Origin of the sequence: Photobacterium kishitanii (genome assembly GCF_000613045.3) — a bacterium.
GTDB lineage: Bacteria > Pseudomonadota > Gammaproteobacteria > Enterobacterales > Vibrionaceae > Photobacterium > Photobacterium kishitanii.
The window spans coordinates 1406462-1421944 of record NZ_LN794352.1 but is presented as its reverse complement, the minus strand read 5'-3'; the positions used below and the strand labels follow the sequence as shown (position 1 = coordinate 1421944).

Below are 15483 nucleotides of genomic sequence, written 5' to 3'. Positions count from 1 at the left end.
TTTATTTCTTAAATGTCAGTTCTATATCACTTACCTAAAACGTATCTTTAACGTTCGACAACGATTATTTATCATTCATCAACGCTCTCATATCATTAGTGCGATTTACGGCCATAACTACACGGTAAAGACTCTATTTGCTGTTGTTATTTCAAGCAATTTCTCGAATAATCAAAATTTTTTTTATTAAATGAAATACAATGTCACTTCTCTCGGTCTTGCTACTTAAGAGTTTGTGTAACTTTCATTTAATAAGGATATACCTTGCGTATACTAACCAAAAATACATTTTCATTATGGGTAAAACCTTTACTGTGGCTACAAGCCCGCCATTTTGGCAAAGTACTCAACCCCGCCAAACTATGGGGACGTAAGCCTGTTCTTTTCTGGTTAGTTGCTTTGTTCTTTGGTTATCTTGACCGTAAAAAATCACCGATTGATGCCGTTATACGATCATTAGTGTGTGTCCGTGTATCACAACTTAATAATTGCGCATTTTGTGTCGATGCTAACGGTATGAAACTCGCAGAACGTTGCCACTCAGTAGAAAAAATAAAAGCATTGGCAAATTGGCAATCTTCTGAGTACTTTTCAGAACAAGAACAAGCCGTATTAGCCTATACAGAAGCAATGACAATTACTGGACAACATGTCAGTGACGAAATGCTTACGGCACTCGCTGCTTGGTATAGTAGTGATGATATTGTAGAGCTAACAGCATTAGTGAGTTTTCAAAATTTATCAGCTAAATTTAATACTGCACTTGATGTACCTGCGCAAGGGTTTTGCTCATTACCAATTCAGCCACAAACAAGCAGCAACTCTCAAAAAAACACAACCCAAGCTTCTTCTGATTCAAATAAAAAACCACTAGGGAGCTTAGATGAAAAATAACAAAATTTTATTATTGGTTGTCATCGCAACGATTATTAGCACTTGGTTCTATTTTGACCTGAGTCATTTTCTTACCCTTGAATATGCTAAGCGTGAGCAATTAGCCTTACAGCACCATATTACCGAAAATCCAGTCATTGCCTACGTCAGCTTTTTCAGTTTATACGTATTAGTGACGGCTCTTTCTATTCCTGGCGCATCTATATTAACCTTATTAGGAGCTGCATTATTTGGTTTTTGGACCAGCCTCATTATAGTGTCGTTCGCCAGTACCATTGGTGCAACGTTAGCATTTCTATCAAGCCGTTTTATATTACGTGATTGGGTACAATCAAAATTTGGTCATCGCTTAGCGACACTAAACAAAGGCATAGAAAAAGAAGGTGCTTTCTATTTATTAAGTTTACGTTTAATACCTGTTTTTCCTTTTTTCCTCATCAATCTATTAATGGGATTAACTTCAATTAAAACCCGTACGTTTTTCTGGGTTAGCCAATTAGGTATGTTAGCAGGTACTGCCGTTTATATTAATGCCGGCACCCAATTAGGTAAAATAGAGTCACTGAGTGGCATTATCTCTGCCCCCGTTTTAACGTCTTTATTTTTACTCGGACTTTTCCCATTAATTGTAAAATGGGTAATGAAAATCATGAAAAATAAAAAACGCTATCAACAATGGCAACAACCCACCCACTTTGATCAAAACTTAGTGGTTATCGGTGCTGGTGCTGGTGGTTTAGTCAGTGCTTATATTGCCGCAGCAGTAAAAGCTGAAGTAACCCTGATTGAACGTCACAAAATGGGCGGTGATTGTTTAAATACTGGTTGCGTGCCGTCTAAAGCACTTATTCGTGCGGCGCATACCGCTGCTGATATTAATCATGCAGCACGACTTGGGATTGATGCTCAAATTAACAGTGTTGATTTTTCTAAAGTCATGGCGCGCATTCAACATGTTATTCAAAAAATTGAACCCCATGATTCTATCGAGCGTTACAGCAAACTTGGCGTCAATTGCATAACTGGTGATGCAAAAATCTTGTCTCCGTGGGAGGTTGAAGTGAATGGCAGCCGTATTACTACGCGTAATATCGTTATTGCCACTGGCGCACGGCCACTTGTTCCTGCTATTGCTGGTTTAGACGACGTCGACTATTTAACCTCTGATACCATCTGGCAGCTTAAAGCGCTTCCTAAACGATTATTGATTCTTGGTGGTGGTCCGATTGGATGTGAATTAGCCCAAAGTTTTTGTCGCTTAGGTGCAGCGGTCACTATGGTTGAAATGGCACCACAATTATTGATTCGTGAAGATACTGACGCCGCAACGTTAATTGAACAATCTCTCACCCACGATGGCGTAACACTATTATTACAGCATAAAGCAATACGCTTTGAGTCGACTATTGATGTACACGGACAACGCACACAATCTGCGGTGTTAGAACATAATAACCAACTGATTACGGTTGAGTTTGATGCAGTAATGCTCGCGTTAGGACGAGTAGCCAATGTACAAGGGTTTGGCTTAGAACAACTTGGTATTACAACAACTGAACGTGGTACTGTTGCCGTTAATCAGTATTTACAAACTCAATACCCTAATATTTATGCTGTAGGTGATGTTGCAGGCCCTTATCAACTAACACACGTTGCAGCTCATCAAGCATGGTATGCGGCTGTAAATAGTCTCTTTGGCGCGCTAAAGAAATTCAAAGTCGATTATTCAGTGATCCCTGCGGTAACTTACACTGCGCCAGAATTAGCCCGTGTCGGTATTAACGAAAAAGAAGCACAAGCGCAAGGAATTGATTATGAAGTCACTCGTTATGGACTTGATGATTTAGATCGTGCTATCGCTGATGGCTATGACGAAGGTTTTATTAAAGTCTTAACCCCTAAAGGCAGTGATAAAATTCTAGGTGTTACTATTGTTGGTCATCATGGTGGTGATTTACTGGCCGAATTTACCTTAGCAATGCGCCACAATTTAGGTCTAAATAAGATTTTAGGTACCATCCATCCATATCCCACTATGAGCGAAGGGGCAAAGTACACCGCTGGTGTATGGAAACAAGCACATGCACCTCAAAAACTGCTTGCTTGGGTTAAAAAATATCACCACTGGATGCGTAATTAATACGACCGCAAATAAGGATATCAATCGTGATAACACCATTTCCTGCTTTAAAAAAACTCACACTAACGGCTGCTTTGTTAATCAGTAGCCTCAGTGCGAATGCAAACGAAACACCTACAAACGCCACTATTACGCCAACATGGCAGCAAACTCTCACCCAAGCCAAAGGTGAAACCGTTTACTTTAATGCTTGGGGTGGCAGCCAAGAAATTAATGATTATCTACTATGGGCTAACACGCAATTACAACAGCGTTATGGCGTCACTCTAAAACAAGTAAAAGTAACGGATATTGCCGAAACGACTCAACGCTTATTAGCAGAAAAAACAGCGGGGAAAAATAGTGGCGGCAGTGTTGATATGGTCTGGATCAATGGTGAAAACTTTCGTTCAATGAAACGCAATGGATTACTGTACGGCCCTTTTACTCACCAATTACCTAATTGGAAATATGTTGATAAATCACTGCCTATAGATAAAGATTTTTCAGAACCAACCCAAGGACTAGAAGCACCGTGGGGCGTGGGACAACTGGTGTTTATTTATGATCCTGAAACATTATCTAACCCGCCTAAAAGTTTTAAGGCATTATTAGCCTTAGCACAACAACACCCAGGGAAAATCAGTTATCCGAAGCCACCAGAGTTTCATGGCACAAGCTTTTTAAAAGCGGCGCTGTTAGAACTTACAACGGATAAACAAGCCTTGTATCAGCCATTGCAACTTCCTCAAGATCAAGCACTGTTTAATCGTGTTACAGCACCGTTGTGGCATTACCTTGATCAACTCCACAAAGTTGCATGGCACCAAGGGAAGCAATTCCCAGCAGGTACTGCAGAAACGATACAACTACTTGATGATCAACAATTATTGTTGGCAATTACGTTCAACCCGAACGCTGCAGCGGCTGCCATTGCCAACGGTAATTTAACCGAAAAAGCAAAAACCTATGCATTCAGTGCTGGTGCGTTAACCAATATCCATTTCCTTGCTATTCCATGGAACGCCAATGCCAAAGCGGGTGCATTAGTGGCGATTAATTTCCTGTTAAGTCCAGAGGCTCAAGCCCGTAAAGCGGATACCAGTTTGTGGGGCGATCCAACCATTTTAAGCCCACAAGCCTTTACCAAATTACCAGCACCTTATAACCAGCAAAACTTTAAACCCTACCCTTCCATTGCAGAGCCTAATCCAACTTGGCTAGCCGCAATTGAACAGCAGTGGCAACAAAGATACGGTAACTAGCTGTTATAATTATTATAAATTAAGCTAACTTGCATTATGATAGCAAGTTAGCTTCCCTGTCTGATATTTATTTGAGCCTTATGTTAGTCATTATCTTTGTTGCTACTTTATTGCTATTCGCGAGCCCATTGATAATTGGCTTTATCGGTATGTTGGCACCTGCTTTTGCATGGATACCAGCATTAAACATGCACCAACCATCATTTTTAGGCTGGCAACAATTATCCACATGGCCTGATCTTAGCCATTCTATTGGCTTAACACTACTATCAGGGCTTGGTAGCACTATGCTTGCTTTGTGGTGGTGCTATTTAATTTTGCGTCGTTATTGGTTAAGTACTCAATGGCAACAAATCGAACGTTTACTTGCACCTTTATTAGCCTTTCCTCATGTTGCCTTTGTGCTTAGCTTTGGGTTAATGTTTTCATCTACTGGTTGGCTGGCACGTATTTGGCACCACCTAGGATTAACGGATTCCTTTTACCCAACGCTGATCCATGACCGTTATGGTTTAGGATTACTGCTTGTATTAGCGATAAAAGAAACACCTTTTTTATTATTAATGAGCATAAGCATTCTTAAGCAGCTCAATATAAAACAGTTCTATAATGCTTCAGTCAGCCTTGGTTACGACCACCAGCAAACATGGCGTATGGTGATTGTACCGTTATGGTTACCAAAATTACGGTTAGCGATTTTTGCTGTTGCAGGTTATGGACTCGCGGTGGTCGATATCGCTTTAATTATTGGCCCAACCCACCCAAGCACGTTATCAATGTTAATTTGGCAATGGTTCACTGACGCAGACTTAACCCAATTACCACGCGCTGCGGCTGGCGCATTACTATTATTGATTATTGTTCTGCTCTGTTTTGGATTATTACGCTGCATTGAATGGTGGTTGTTATCACACTCAACAGCATGGCAATACAGCGGCCCAATTAAAACGCTAACGTTACGCTCACGAAATATTAGCAAAACCTCAGCGATAGCAACGTTATTTAGCTATGGCTTATTACTGCTGCCATTAATAATGCTGCCTATTTTAGCGCTGTGGTCGTTTGCCTTACGGTGGCGTTTTCCTGATTTATTGCCCAGCCGCTATAGTGTGCGTTTTTGGTATCAACAACTTGAGCCACTACAGCAACTTATCAGCAACAGTATTACTTTGGCGCTAATCAGTAGCCTTAGTGCATTAATTATGGCGATCATTTGTCTTGAATATCGCCAAAAACACCACCGTGGTATTCCAACTATTCTGATTGCAATACCCATGGTTGCGCCACAGCTATCATTATTATTTGGAATGCAAATAGCCGTCTCTTTTATTGCGGGGCAATCTTTTTGGTTATGGGTAAGCTGGAGCCATTGGTTGTATGTTTTCCCTTATATTTATCTAACCTTAGATGGACCATGGCGCAGCTATGATCAGCGATTGGATCAGACAGCCCGCAGTTTAGGCTTAAGTGGTTGGCAGACATGGTGGCGAGTGAAATTTCCACAACTAAAACCAGTATTGCTACTCGCGTTTGCCGTTGGATGCAGTGTAAGTTTGGCACAATACCTACCAACACAAATGCTTGGCGCTGGGCGTGTACCGACACTAACAACGGAAGCCGTTACACTCGCCAGTGGTCAAGATCGCCGCGTTAGTGCAATTTATGGGCTATTACAGGGTTTATTACCCTTGGTATTTTTTACACTTGCAATGGTGTTCGCTCGACGCAAAACATCACATGCTCAAACGACAAAGGTGATCTTATGACGTTGTCTATTTCACAACTGACCTTACGCCATCACAGCAATAATATCCTAATTGGCCCCCTCAGTTTTGATGTTAAAAATGGACAAATAATGACACTAATGGGTCCAAGTGGTAGTGGTAAATCAACCATTCTCAGTGCAATTGCTGGCCATTTGGCTACCGACTTCACAGTAACAGGTGATATTCAACTAAATCAACAATCTATCATGTCACTTGCGCCTAATATGCGCCATATTGGAATTGTTTTTCAAGATGATTTATTGTTTCCTCACTTGAATATTTGGCAGAATTTAGCCTTTGGTTTACCACCACAGATAAAAGGCGCGCAACGCAAGCAGATGGCATTACAAACATTAGACGAGCTAGGCTTACTTAATTTACAACACCAACAAGCACACCAAATATCCGGTGGACAACGAGCAAGAATTAGCATGATGCGATTATTATTATCACAACCGCAAGCAGTATTACTTGATGAACCATTTAGTAAATTGGATAAAACCTTGCGGGCTGAGTTTCGTCAGTTTGTATTTGACCAAATTAAACAACGCAATATTGCGGCATTAATGGTGACTCATGACGACGATGACATTCCAACAAATGGTGATGTCTTACACTGGCCTTGGCAATAAAAAAATAATACGGAAAATATCATGCTCGACCGTTACAGTATTACTCTGATACGTCAACCTTTAGCGAAACTGGCGGCATTACCTGATCACTATGGTATTAGTGCCAATCAAATCACCCTTAGTGGTTTTGTTATTGGTCTGTTTGCACTACCCGCCTTAGCGTTTGAACATTATGGATTAGCCCTATTTTTTATTGTTCTAAACCGATTATTTGATGGTTTAGATGGCGCTGTAGCGCGTCGTCAAGGGATCACTGACTGTGGTGGGTTTCTTGATATAACGTTGGATTTTTTGTTTTATTCTTTAATTCCATTTGGGTTTGTACTCGCAGACCCGAGTCAAAATGCTATTGCCGGCGCTTTTTTAATTTTCTCTTTTATCGGTACTGGTTCAAGCTTCCTAGCATTTGCAATAATGGCAGGTAAACGCAATATAGAAAGCCCAGTATATAAACAAAAATCGTTGTACTACATTGGCGGTCTAACAGAAGGTACTGAAACTATTGCCTGTTTTGTGCTGTTTTGTCTCTTACCACAATACTTTGCCATTATCGCTTGGGTTTTTGGCTCTCTGTGTTGGATAACCACCACTACGCGTATTTGGGCGGGTTACCACACTTTAAAAAATTAATTCAAAGATGCTGGATGTAAAATAAGCTCATACATCCAGCAACCACTCTTCTGATAACAACTCAATCAATCAACGCACCCATTGGCGATGTAATTGTTCGCTATCACCTAAATAATCAAGTAGCCAACTCACCGCAGGATTCATGGTTTCAGTATTCCATGCCAAACAACAGGGACTCACTGACGGCTTAATCGCTAACTCTTTTTCAATGAGTTCCCCAGTTTCGATTAATGGAATTGCCATATGGCTCGGTACCACACTCACGCCTAATCCTGCTTTTAAACACTGCATTGCACTGTGCCAATTAGGTACTAATATTCGGCGCTGATTATCCATCAACCATGTAATACGCTTGGGTAATGTTCGTGAGGTATCTTCTAAACAAATCGCTGGATATTGTGCTAATTCATGTGGCTCTAATGGATGATCGGATTGAGCCAATGGATGCTGTGGGTCAATCACAAACTTCCAAGTTAACGTTCCCATATCGCGATAATCAAAACTGCCACCAACAGGAACCGCAGCTGTCGCACCTATCGCAATATCTGCTCGACCATCAGCCAATGCATCCCACACTCCATTAAACACTTCCATAGTTAAATGTAATTCCACATCAGGAAAATGCTGATAAAAGTCACGTACTAATGTATTAACACGACTTTGACGCACAACAGTATCTAATGCGACGGATACATTTTGTGACCAACCATTTGCAACTCGCTGAGTTTGGTATTTCATTAACTGCATTTGCTTAATTAATTTGCGGGATTCTTCGACAAAATATTCCCCTGCTGGTGTTAGTTTAACCTGTCGATGCAATCGAACAAATAATTCGACAGCTAAACGCTCTTCTATCAATCTTACGGTATAACTAATCGCACTTGGCACTTTGTGCAATTCTTCTGCAGCCCCTGAAAAGCTGCCACGACGGGCGACAACGTCAATAACTTGTAGATCATTATAGGAAAACATATCAAATCAAATTTTTTGAAAGCATGGTTGAAATTTTAGCGTTTCACAGCCATTAAAACCAGTATTACACTAGCCGCAATTGTAATATGGACCAAAATCATAAAATGAAAATTCAACCTTCTAAAATTACCCTGTTCTGGTTTGCATGTTTAAGTATGCTAGGTTTTCTAGCAACTGATATGTATTTACCTTCTTTTGAGACGATTCGCGCCGACTTTGCAACAACCCAATCTCTTATCGGCCTGTCACTCAGTGTGTTTTTACTCGGTATGGCATTAGGCCAAGTCGTGTATGGTCCGTTATCTGATCGCATTGGACGTATTAAAGTGCTTGTTGGCGGCATGGTGCTATTTAGCCTTGCTTCTATCGCTTGTTCGTTTGCACCTAATATCGAAGTATTCCTTGCTGCTCGTTTTATGCAAGCATTAGGCGCATGTAGTGCGACAGTTATCTGGCAAGCCGTTGTGGTTGACCGTTATGACGGTAAAGTCTCTGAACGTGTATTTGCAACCATAATGCCTTTAGTTGCACTATCTCCAGCCTTAGCGCCTTTATTAGGTGCGATGCTTGAGCATCAATTAGGCTGGCGTAGTATCTTTATCGCGTTGGTAGGTTTTGGTGCAGTATTGGCTATCATGACGTTAAGAGAGCCAGAAAGCGCTAATCTGCATCAGCAACAACAAAAATTAACCGTAAAGCTGCGCAGTGATTATGGTCAGATCCTAAGTTCAAAGAAATTCTGGGGTAACATGCTTATCTTTGCAGCATGTTCAGCAGCATTCTTTGCTTATTTAACGGGTTCACCATTTGTAATGTCAGCAATGGGCTATTCAGGTACTGATATTGGCTTGAGTTATGCGCCGCAAACTGTTGCCTTTATTGTTGGTGGTTATGGCTGTCGTTCATTATTGAATCATTTCGATAGTAAAAAATTACTGCCGTGGATTTTGGCATTGTTCTTTAGCAGTGTATTAATCATGTTTGTTATCTCAACCTCAATGACAGTAACAACCATCTGGCCAATTTTAATTCCATTTTGCTTTCTTGCTGTTGCTAATGGTGCCGTTTACCCACTGGTTATCAGCTCTGCGTTATCTGATTTTAAAAATTGTAGTGCGACCGCTGCTGGCTTATTGAACTTTATGCAAACCATGGTCTGTTTTGCCGCAAGTGGTTTAGTATCAGCCTTTGCAGGATATGGTTTATTAACAGTAACGGTAGCAATGTTTATTACCGGTTTTATCGCTATCATCGGCTTCATTTTAGTAACACAGGCACGCCATCGACAATCAGTGACGGCAACCGCTTAATTTTTACTAAAAATCCCCTTCTTAAGCAGCCTTAATGGCTGCTTTTTTATTACACAATACCTCTTATCAACCACCCCCGATTGTTCTTTTGTATAAAGACACCATTACGTGAATTTATGCCTCTCTCGCATCTTTAACTATCCCTTACCATAAAATAAATCTTCACTTCAGAAGCAATAATATCACCACTATCCAATGATAAATCAGCTTACATGCCCAATTACGACGTAGTGACTAAATAATCATTTTATAAAAACAGTTAAATATGTAATTTAAGCTAGTTTTATACCATCTAAGACCAATAGGTATTTAAAGTTCAATTATTGTTAAATAAAAACGTTACAACCAAGCAAAATAACCTGCCAAACCACTAAAAAATAAACAAATATATAACATATTGCTTTTTTTATACATTTTTCTTGCATAAGATATCGTGGTGAGTAGTATATAAATTAAGTGATGATTAATGCAGTATTAAAGCATGAGTATTCAAGTAAGTAATATCAATAAATTTTATGGCCAAAACCAAGTACTGCATGATGTCAGCTTTACTTGTAACACTGGCGAAACCCTCGTTTTACTAGGTCCTAGTGGTGCAGGTAAAAGCTCACTATTACGAGTATTAAACCTGCTTGAAAATGCGACCGATGGCAAATTAACAATTGCCGATAATGTGTTTGATTTTTCCAAGCCTATTTCAGAACAGAAAGGCTTAGCATTAAGGCGTAAAGTCGGGATGGTATTTCAGCAATATAATCTTTGGCCACACAAAACCGTGATCGAAAATTTAACTGAGGCACCAATAAAAGTATTAGGGATTGATAAAGCATTAGCCAAGCAACAAGCCGTCGCTATTCTGACCCAATTACACCTTGCAGATAAAGCTGATGCATGGCCGTTACAACTTTCAGGAGGTCAACAACAGCGGGTTGCGATTGCTCGAGCACTAATGATGAAACCTGACGTTCTACTATTTGACGAACCAACCGCGGCGCTTGATCCTGAAATAACCAGCCAAATAGTTAAGATCATCAAAGATCTTAGTGGTACAGGGATAACCCAAGTTGTCGTTACCCATGAAGTCGATTTTGCAAAAAAAATTGCAAGCCACATTTTATACATGGAAAACGGTCGCGTCATTGAGCATGGCAGTCATGCTTCTTTCGCAACCCCAAAAACAACCCAATTTGCAGAATACCTCACTCATTAATAGGTATCTTTTTAAACCACGTAAATAGAACTACGTAATAAACCGCATGGAGTATAGCGATGAAGAAAATTTTATTAGCCGCAATGATCGGTCTAGCATCAAGTCACGCAATTGCACAAGATCTTAAATTTGCCACAGAAGCGACTTACGCACCGTTTGAATACATGGATGCTAACAATCAAATTCAAGGCTTTGATATTGATATCGCTAAAGCATTGTGTTCTGAAATGAAAGCAACATGTACTTTCCATAACCAAGCCTTTGATAGCTTAATTCCAGCTCTTAAATTTAAACGTTATGACGCTGCAATTTCAGCAATGGACATCACCGAGGCACGTCAACAACAAGTCAGTTTTAGTAACACCTATTATGACAATGCCGCAGCGTTCGTTTCTCTAAAAGGCCATGTGGCAGATCAAGCTGCACTCAAAGGTAAACGCGTTGGCGTACAAAATGGCTCAACCCACCAGAGCTATATTACCGATCAAATGCCAGCAGTAACCGCAGTACCTTATACCAGTTACCAAGATGCATTTATTGATATGCAAAACGGCCGAATTGATGCTGTTTTTGGTGATACTGCGGTTGTCGCTGAATGGTTTAAAAAAGGTAATGGTGACAAACTTTCTTATGTCGGTAAGCCTGTTACGAATGCTAAATATTTTGGTAATGGTTTCGGTATTGCTGTAAATAAAGACAACCAAGCATTAGTAGAACAATTAAATAAAGCGCTGGCAGCTATTAAAGCGAATGGTCAGTACCAAGCAATTTTTGAACAGTATTTTGGTAAGTAAGTTATGATATTAACGGGATATTCACAATCCCTGCTAGAGGCCAGCTGGATGACAATCCAGCTTGCTTTTGTCAGTTTAGCGGTAGGGTTAGTTTTAGCGATGTTATTTGCAGGCGGCGAAATGTCACGTTATCGTGTTATCGCTTGGCCAACAACATTTGTCGTGACTATCCTCCGTGGTCTGCCTGAACTATTAGTCGTACTTTTTATCTTTTTTGGTTCGGGCCAAATTATTTTTTATATTACTGGCGAATTCATTGAGATTAGCCCCTTCTTATCGGGCGTAATTGCGTTATCGCTTATTTTTGCATCCTATGCTGCTCAAACTATCCGTGGTGCATTAAAAGCGGTACCCAAAGGTCAACAAGAAGCAGCAAGTGCACTCGGTATTAGTCAACAACGCACGTTTTTCAGTATTATTTTGCCTCAAGCTGTGCGTCATGCCTTACCCGGATTAACCAACCAATGGCTAGTATTATTAAAAGATACTGCTCTGGTTTCCTTAATTGGTGTTACGGACTTATTAAAACAAGCCCAATTAGCGTCTGCGGCGACTCATGAAAGTTTTACTTGGTATGCCACTGCAGCAGCAGTGTATTTAGTCATTACTTTAATTACCCAGCGCATAATTAAAATAATTGAAAAAAAATTCAGCGAGCAAGATGGCTCTAACGTGCAAACAAATAAAAGCCAAGGAGTAACCGCATGAATGAACAAAATTTTTGGCTTATGGTACAAGGACTCATTACGAGTCTTGAATTAACCGCAGCGTCTTTATTCGTCGGCTGTAGCTTAGCTTTATTAATGACGGCAAGTCTCATATTACGCACCCCAATTATTCATTGGCTCAGCCGTGGTATTATTACCCTGTTTACAGGCACACCATTATTAGTACAAATCTTTTTGGTATACTACGGCCCAGGACAATTTGAGAGTATTCGTCATAGTTTTTTATGGGATTGGTTAAGCCAACCATGGTTTTGCGCAATGCTGGCATTAGCTTTAAATACAGCAGCTTATAGTACTCAACTATTTAAAGGTGCGTTTGATGCAATACCTAAAGGTCAATGGCATGCTTGTCGTGCATTAGGAATGAATACGAAAGCAACTCTGAGCGTATTATTACCATTTGCTATTCGTCGTGCTATTCCAGCTTATTCTAATGAGGTGATTTTAGTATTTAAAGGGACATCTCTAGCAAGTACGATCACTATTATGGACATCATGGGTTATGCACAGCGCATTAATGCACAAACTTATGATACATTGACTGTCTTTGCGGTTGCTGGTGCATTCTATTTAGCCGTTAATGGCTTACTCACTTTAGTTTTTCGCGTCTTTGAGAAAAAAGCCCTCGCTTTTGAAACTGCACGATAAACCTACTTGATCCCGTTATTAAAAAGCCGACATAAATGTCGGCTTTTTAATAACGGGATATATATATAAACATCATAATTTAATGACTTAGTTTAGCATTAATTTTCAATACCATTTGTGATTTAGTATTTTGCACCACATCAATTCTATTCTCTTTAATATGAGAAAACTGCGATAGTAATAGCGCAAGCTCATCTTTCATCAATTGTAGATGGCGAGTATTTCTATGGCGGGTAATTTCACTCACAAGCCTTTCCTTTGCTTGTAACGCCGTAGTTCCTTTTACAGCTTTCTTTGAACGAAAGAAGAAATTCATAGTAAACGTCCTTATTATTTATAACTCCCTTTAAAATATTAGATAATGATTATAAATACCATCAAATAGTTGAATATTTGTTAACTAGTTATAATAAAGCATACATTATATAACTATTTCCCATAAATATTATGCTACTTAATTAGTATTGAAAATAAAAAGCCTCTTATTATTCTATAAGAGGCTATAATTTATCAATATTCAATCATCTATTGTTAGGTTCACGAATACCTTTAACTATTATATTGAATTTTGCTCTTCTGGACTAAAACGCACCGTCGGATTATGAGTTTCATATTTGTCTTCATCACTAATAACGCTCAAAAATAGACACGGTACGCCCATCGCTGCCATGAACCAAAACACATTAATATCACTATGGTGATAAATCCAACCACAAGCAGCTGACACTAATGCTAACGCAAATCCGGCTGGTATTGCATGATAAAGTGCCTGTAGTCCCATGTAGTTATGTTTTTTGTTTTCTTCAACATAACGTACCGATGACAAAATCGTTCCAGAAAAAGTAATACCATGTAGAATCTGACAAATAATAAGTACTGGCAGCTCTGTTGAATACGCCATTAATGCCCAACGAATAACAACAGAAATAGCCGCTAATTTAAATAATGATTTTACCTGCCAATTAGAAAAAGCTTTACGACTAATAAAGTAGAATACAATTACCGAGATTGTCGATAGGCTCCATAAGTAACCAATAGTTTCAGTGCTATATCCTGCATCTTTCCAATAGATAGCGCTAAAGAAATAATAACCACCATGGCTACCTTCAAGTAATGATGCGACCAAAATAAAAATTAACGTTTTTTTATCGCGTAGCACTTTAAGAATATTAATTTTTCCTGTTTTTTTATGGTTACATTTCATCGGTACTGTTGGCTTAAGCATTGTACCCAGAAAAGTAACGCATAAACCTAATGCACCTAAAATAGGCACTGCAGCTATACCCCAATGTTTAGTAATTAACCCCATCGAAGCAGAAGCAACAGTCAAAGCAATAGCGCCCCACAACCGCGTATAACCATAATCCAACTGTTTATCGGCTGCATAGTGATTTGATATCGCATCAGAGATTGCAACAGCTGGCCCAATCGCTAAATTAAACAAAACAATCAGAATAGCAAGTACCCAAAAATTTGCTTCTAATTCACCAATATAAATAAAAGAAATAAATCCTAAAACACCCAGAAACATTGACCATCGAAGTGCTGGAATTAAGTGTTCGACCTTATGAAAAAGAGGTGTGAGGGTAAAATTGATAATACAACGAGAAGCTAACCCAAACCCAACTAGCATGCCAATATCAGCATCACTGATCCCTAACTTTTCTAGCCACAACCCTCTAAAAGGTAGGTAAACACCATAAGCGAAAAAAAACGCAAATTGATAAATAGACATCCATGTGGCAGGTCGACATTGAAACATAAAATAAGCAACTCTTATTAAGAACACTAAACAATTAAGCCAACAATAACGAAAATTATTATCATTTACACGCGATCATTTTCAGTAACATTGTATTCATTATTGAAAATAACCTAGTCACAAAACCGTCTATGTTTAGTTTTTTTATTTAAAAACATTCAAATACAGTCTTTACATTCCTACTTTTAAGAATCAACAGCTGACTATTTAATCAACCTAATTTTACAAAAAATCATCATCTCTTCTATCTTTAAAGAGCGTTTTTTAACCACACCACACTTTTAATAACGACCATAACGATAAAAGTGAGTATTGCTAATGACAAAAAACTTACTCGTTAGATTAATATTTCTACTCTATACACTACTATTTTCGATAGCAGTAACTGCAACAGAATCAGTTACTGAAACACAATTTACTCAAGGAAAAGAAAAGTCTGTCGTGTGCATGACTTGCCACGGGGTTGATGGTATTTCTACTATCGATACCTACCCAAATCTACAAGGGCAAAAGCAAGCCTACTTTGTGGCAGCACTCAAAGCCTATAAGTTACGCCAACGAAATGACGGTTTAGCCATTCTCATGCACGCCCAAGCTGATGTACTCAGTGATAAAGACATGCATGATATCGCATTTTATTTTAACCAAGTGAAATCAGCACCGCCAAAAAGTGATGATTAATACCAACCCTATTGGTTGATAAAAATATGCACGTTTAATTTCGCGATATAGCTTTTTTGACGAATACGATAG

General features: G+C 39.3%; 14 protein-coding genes and 1 pseudogene. 12 read left to right on the top strand and 3 right to left on the bottom strand.

Features of this window, described 5'->3' with window-relative positions; genetic code table 11:
* Window positions 1–264 precede the first annotated feature (264 nt).
* From PPBDW_RS06780 to PPBDW_RS06755, 6 genes are all read left to right on the top strand, one after another.
* Window positions 265–894: a carboxymuconolactone decarboxylase family protein gene (locus PPBDW_RS06780; protein WP_036794264.1), complete on the top strand. Its 630-nt coding sequence runs from the start codon at window positions 265–267 to the stop codon at window positions 892–894.
* Window positions 884–3034: an FAD-dependent oxidoreductase gene (locus PPBDW_RS06775; RefSeq protein WP_036794262.1), complete on the top strand. Its 2151-nt coding sequence runs from the start codon at window positions 884–886 to the stop codon at window positions 3032–3034. Before PPBDW_RS06780 ends, PPBDW_RS06775 begins: the two co-directional genes overlap by 11 nt.
* 29 nt (window positions 3035–3063) lie before the next feature.
* Window positions 3064–4278 (top strand): ABC transporter substrate-binding protein, encoded by a 1215-nt coding sequence (locus tag PPBDW_RS06770; RefSeq protein ID WP_036796334.1) that lies wholly within the window; start codon window positions 3064–3066, stop codon window positions 4276–4278.
* An 80-nt stretch (window positions 4279–4358) separates the two neighbouring features.
* A complete protein-coding gene (locus PPBDW_RS06765) occupies window positions 4359–6044 on the top strand; it encodes an ABC transporter permease (protein WP_036794260.1) in 1686 nt (561 codons plus the stop codon).
* Window positions 6041–6676 (top strand): ATP-binding cassette domain-containing protein, encoded by a 636-nt coding sequence (locus PPBDW_RS06760; RefSeq protein WP_036794258.1) that lies wholly within the window; start codon window positions 6041–6043, stop codon window positions 6674–6676. The genes PPBDW_RS06765 and PPBDW_RS06760 overlap by 4 nt, the downstream gene beginning before the upstream one ends.
* A gap of 21 nt (window positions 6677–6697) precedes the next feature.
* The gene (locus tag PPBDW_RS06755; RefSeq protein WP_036794256.1) at window positions 6698–7306 is read left to right on the top strand and encodes a CDP-alcohol phosphatidyltransferase family protein; all 609 of its coding nucleotides are present in this window, start codon (window positions 6698–6700) and stop codon (window positions 7304–7306) included.
* A 69-nt stretch (window positions 7307–7375) separates the two neighbouring features.
* On the opposite strand, the gene punR is transcribed toward PPBDW_RS06755, so the two are convergent.
* Window positions 7376–8278 (bottom strand): DNA-binding transcriptional activator PunR, encoded by a 903-nt coding sequence (punR, locus tag PPBDW_RS06750; protein ID WP_036794254.1) that lies wholly within the window; start codon window positions 8276–8278, stop codon window positions 7376–7378.
* An 80-nt stretch (window positions 8279–8358) separates the two neighbouring features.
* Between punR and punC the strand changes: the two are divergent.
* The 5 genes and pseudogenes from punC to artM form a co-directional block, all read left to right on the top strand.
* A pseudogene (gene punC, locus PPBDW_RS06745) lies at window positions 8359–9588 on the top strand (purine nucleoside transporter PunC); the annotation flags it as partial.
* Between the two features lie 481 nt (window positions 9589–10069).
* On the top strand, window positions 10070–10798 hold the full coding sequence (gene artP / locus PPBDW_RS06740; RefSeq protein WP_036794251.1) for an arginine ABC transporter ATP-binding protein ArtP: 729 nt from the start codon (window positions 10070–10072) through the stop codon (window positions 10796–10798).
* Window positions 10799–10857: 59 nt separating this feature from the next.
* Window positions 10858–11592 (top strand): arginine ABC transporter substrate-binding protein, encoded by a 735-nt coding sequence (locus PPBDW_RS06735; RefSeq protein WP_036794250.1) that lies wholly within the window; start codon window positions 10858–10860, stop codon window positions 11590–11592.
* 3 nt (window positions 11593–11595) lie between these two features.
* Window positions 11596–12300, top strand: coding sequence for an arginine ABC transporter permease ArtQ (artQ, locus tag PPBDW_RS06730; protein ID WP_036794249.1), 705 nt, complete (start codon window positions 11596–11598; stop codon window positions 12298–12300).
* Window positions 12297–12968: an arginine ABC transporter permease ArtM gene (artM, locus tag PPBDW_RS06725; protein WP_036794247.1), complete on the top strand. Its 672-nt coding sequence runs from the start codon at window positions 12297–12299 to the stop codon at window positions 12966–12968. Before artQ ends, artM begins: the two co-directional genes overlap by 4 nt.
* Window positions 12969–13047: 79 nt before the next feature.
* Here artM and PPBDW_RS06720 read toward each other — a convergent pair whose 3' ends face one another.
* A complete protein-coding gene (locus tag PPBDW_RS06720) occupies window positions 13048–13284 on the bottom strand; it encodes a hypothetical protein (protein WP_036794246.1) in 237 nt (78 codons plus the stop codon).
* Window positions 13285–13524: 240 nt separating this feature from the next.
* Window positions 13525–14730 carry a 3-phenylpropionate MFS transporter gene (locus PPBDW_RS06715; protein WP_036794245.1) on the bottom strand — a complete coding sequence of 402 codons (1206 nt, stop codon included), beginning with the start codon at window positions 14728–14730 and terminating at the stop codon, window positions 13525–13527.
* 318 nt (window positions 14731–15048) lie between these two features.
* On the opposite strand from PPBDW_RS06715, the gene PPBDW_RS06710 reads away from it, so the two are divergent.
* Window positions 15049–15411, top strand: coding sequence for a c-type cytochrome (locus tag PPBDW_RS06710; RefSeq protein ID WP_052671630.1), 363 nt, complete (start codon window positions 15049–15051; stop codon window positions 15409–15411).
* The last annotated feature ends 72 nt before the right edge of the window (window positions 15412–15483 follow it).

Bases quoted from the DNA above. Each gene is read 5' to 3' on its own strand.
- PPBDW_RS06720 (WP_036794246.1), bottom strand. From the start codon at position 13,284: ATGAATTTCTTCTTTCGTTCAAAGAAAGCTGTAAAAGGAACTACGGCG.
- PPBDW_RS06765 (WP_036794260.1), top strand. From the start codon at position 4,359: ATGTTAGTCATTATCTTTGTTGCTACTTTATTGCTATTCGCGAGCCCA.
- PPBDW_RS06710 (WP_052671630.1), top strand. From the start codon at position 15,049: ATGACAAAAAACTTACTCGTTAGATTAATATTTCTACTCTATACACTA.
- punR (WP_036794254.1), bottom strand. From the start codon at position 8,278: ATGTTTTCCTATAATGATCTACAAGTTATTGACGTTGTCGCCCGTCGT.
- PPBDW_RS06760 (WP_036794258.1), top strand. From the start codon at position 6,041: ATGACGTTGTCTATTTCACAACTGACCTTACGCCATCACAGCAATAAT.
- artQ (WP_036794249.1), top strand. From the start codon at position 11,596: ATGATATTAACGGGATATTCACAATCCCTGCTAGAGGCCAGCTGGATG.
- PPBDW_RS06755 (WP_036794256.1), top strand. From the start codon at position 6,698: ATGCTCGACCGTTACAGTATTACTCTGATACGTCAACCTTTAGCGAAA.
- PPBDW_RS06775 (WP_036794262.1), top strand. From the start codon at position 884: ATGAAAAATAACAAAATTTTATTATTGGTTGTCATCGCAACGATTATT.
- PPBDW_RS06715 (WP_036794245.1), bottom strand. From the start codon at position 14,730: ATGTTTCAATGTCGACCTGCCACATGGATGTCTATTTATCAATTTGCG.
- artM (WP_036794247.1), top strand. From the start codon at position 12,297: ATGAATGAACAAAATTTTTGGCTTATGGTACAAGGACTCATTACGAGT.
- artP (WP_036794251.1), top strand. From the start codon at position 10,070: ATGAGTATTCAAGTAAGTAATATCAATAAATTTTATGGCCAAAACCAA.
- PPBDW_RS06735 (WP_036794250.1), top strand. From the start codon at position 10,858: ATGAAGAAAATTTTATTAGCCGCAATGATCGGTCTAGCATCAAGTCAC.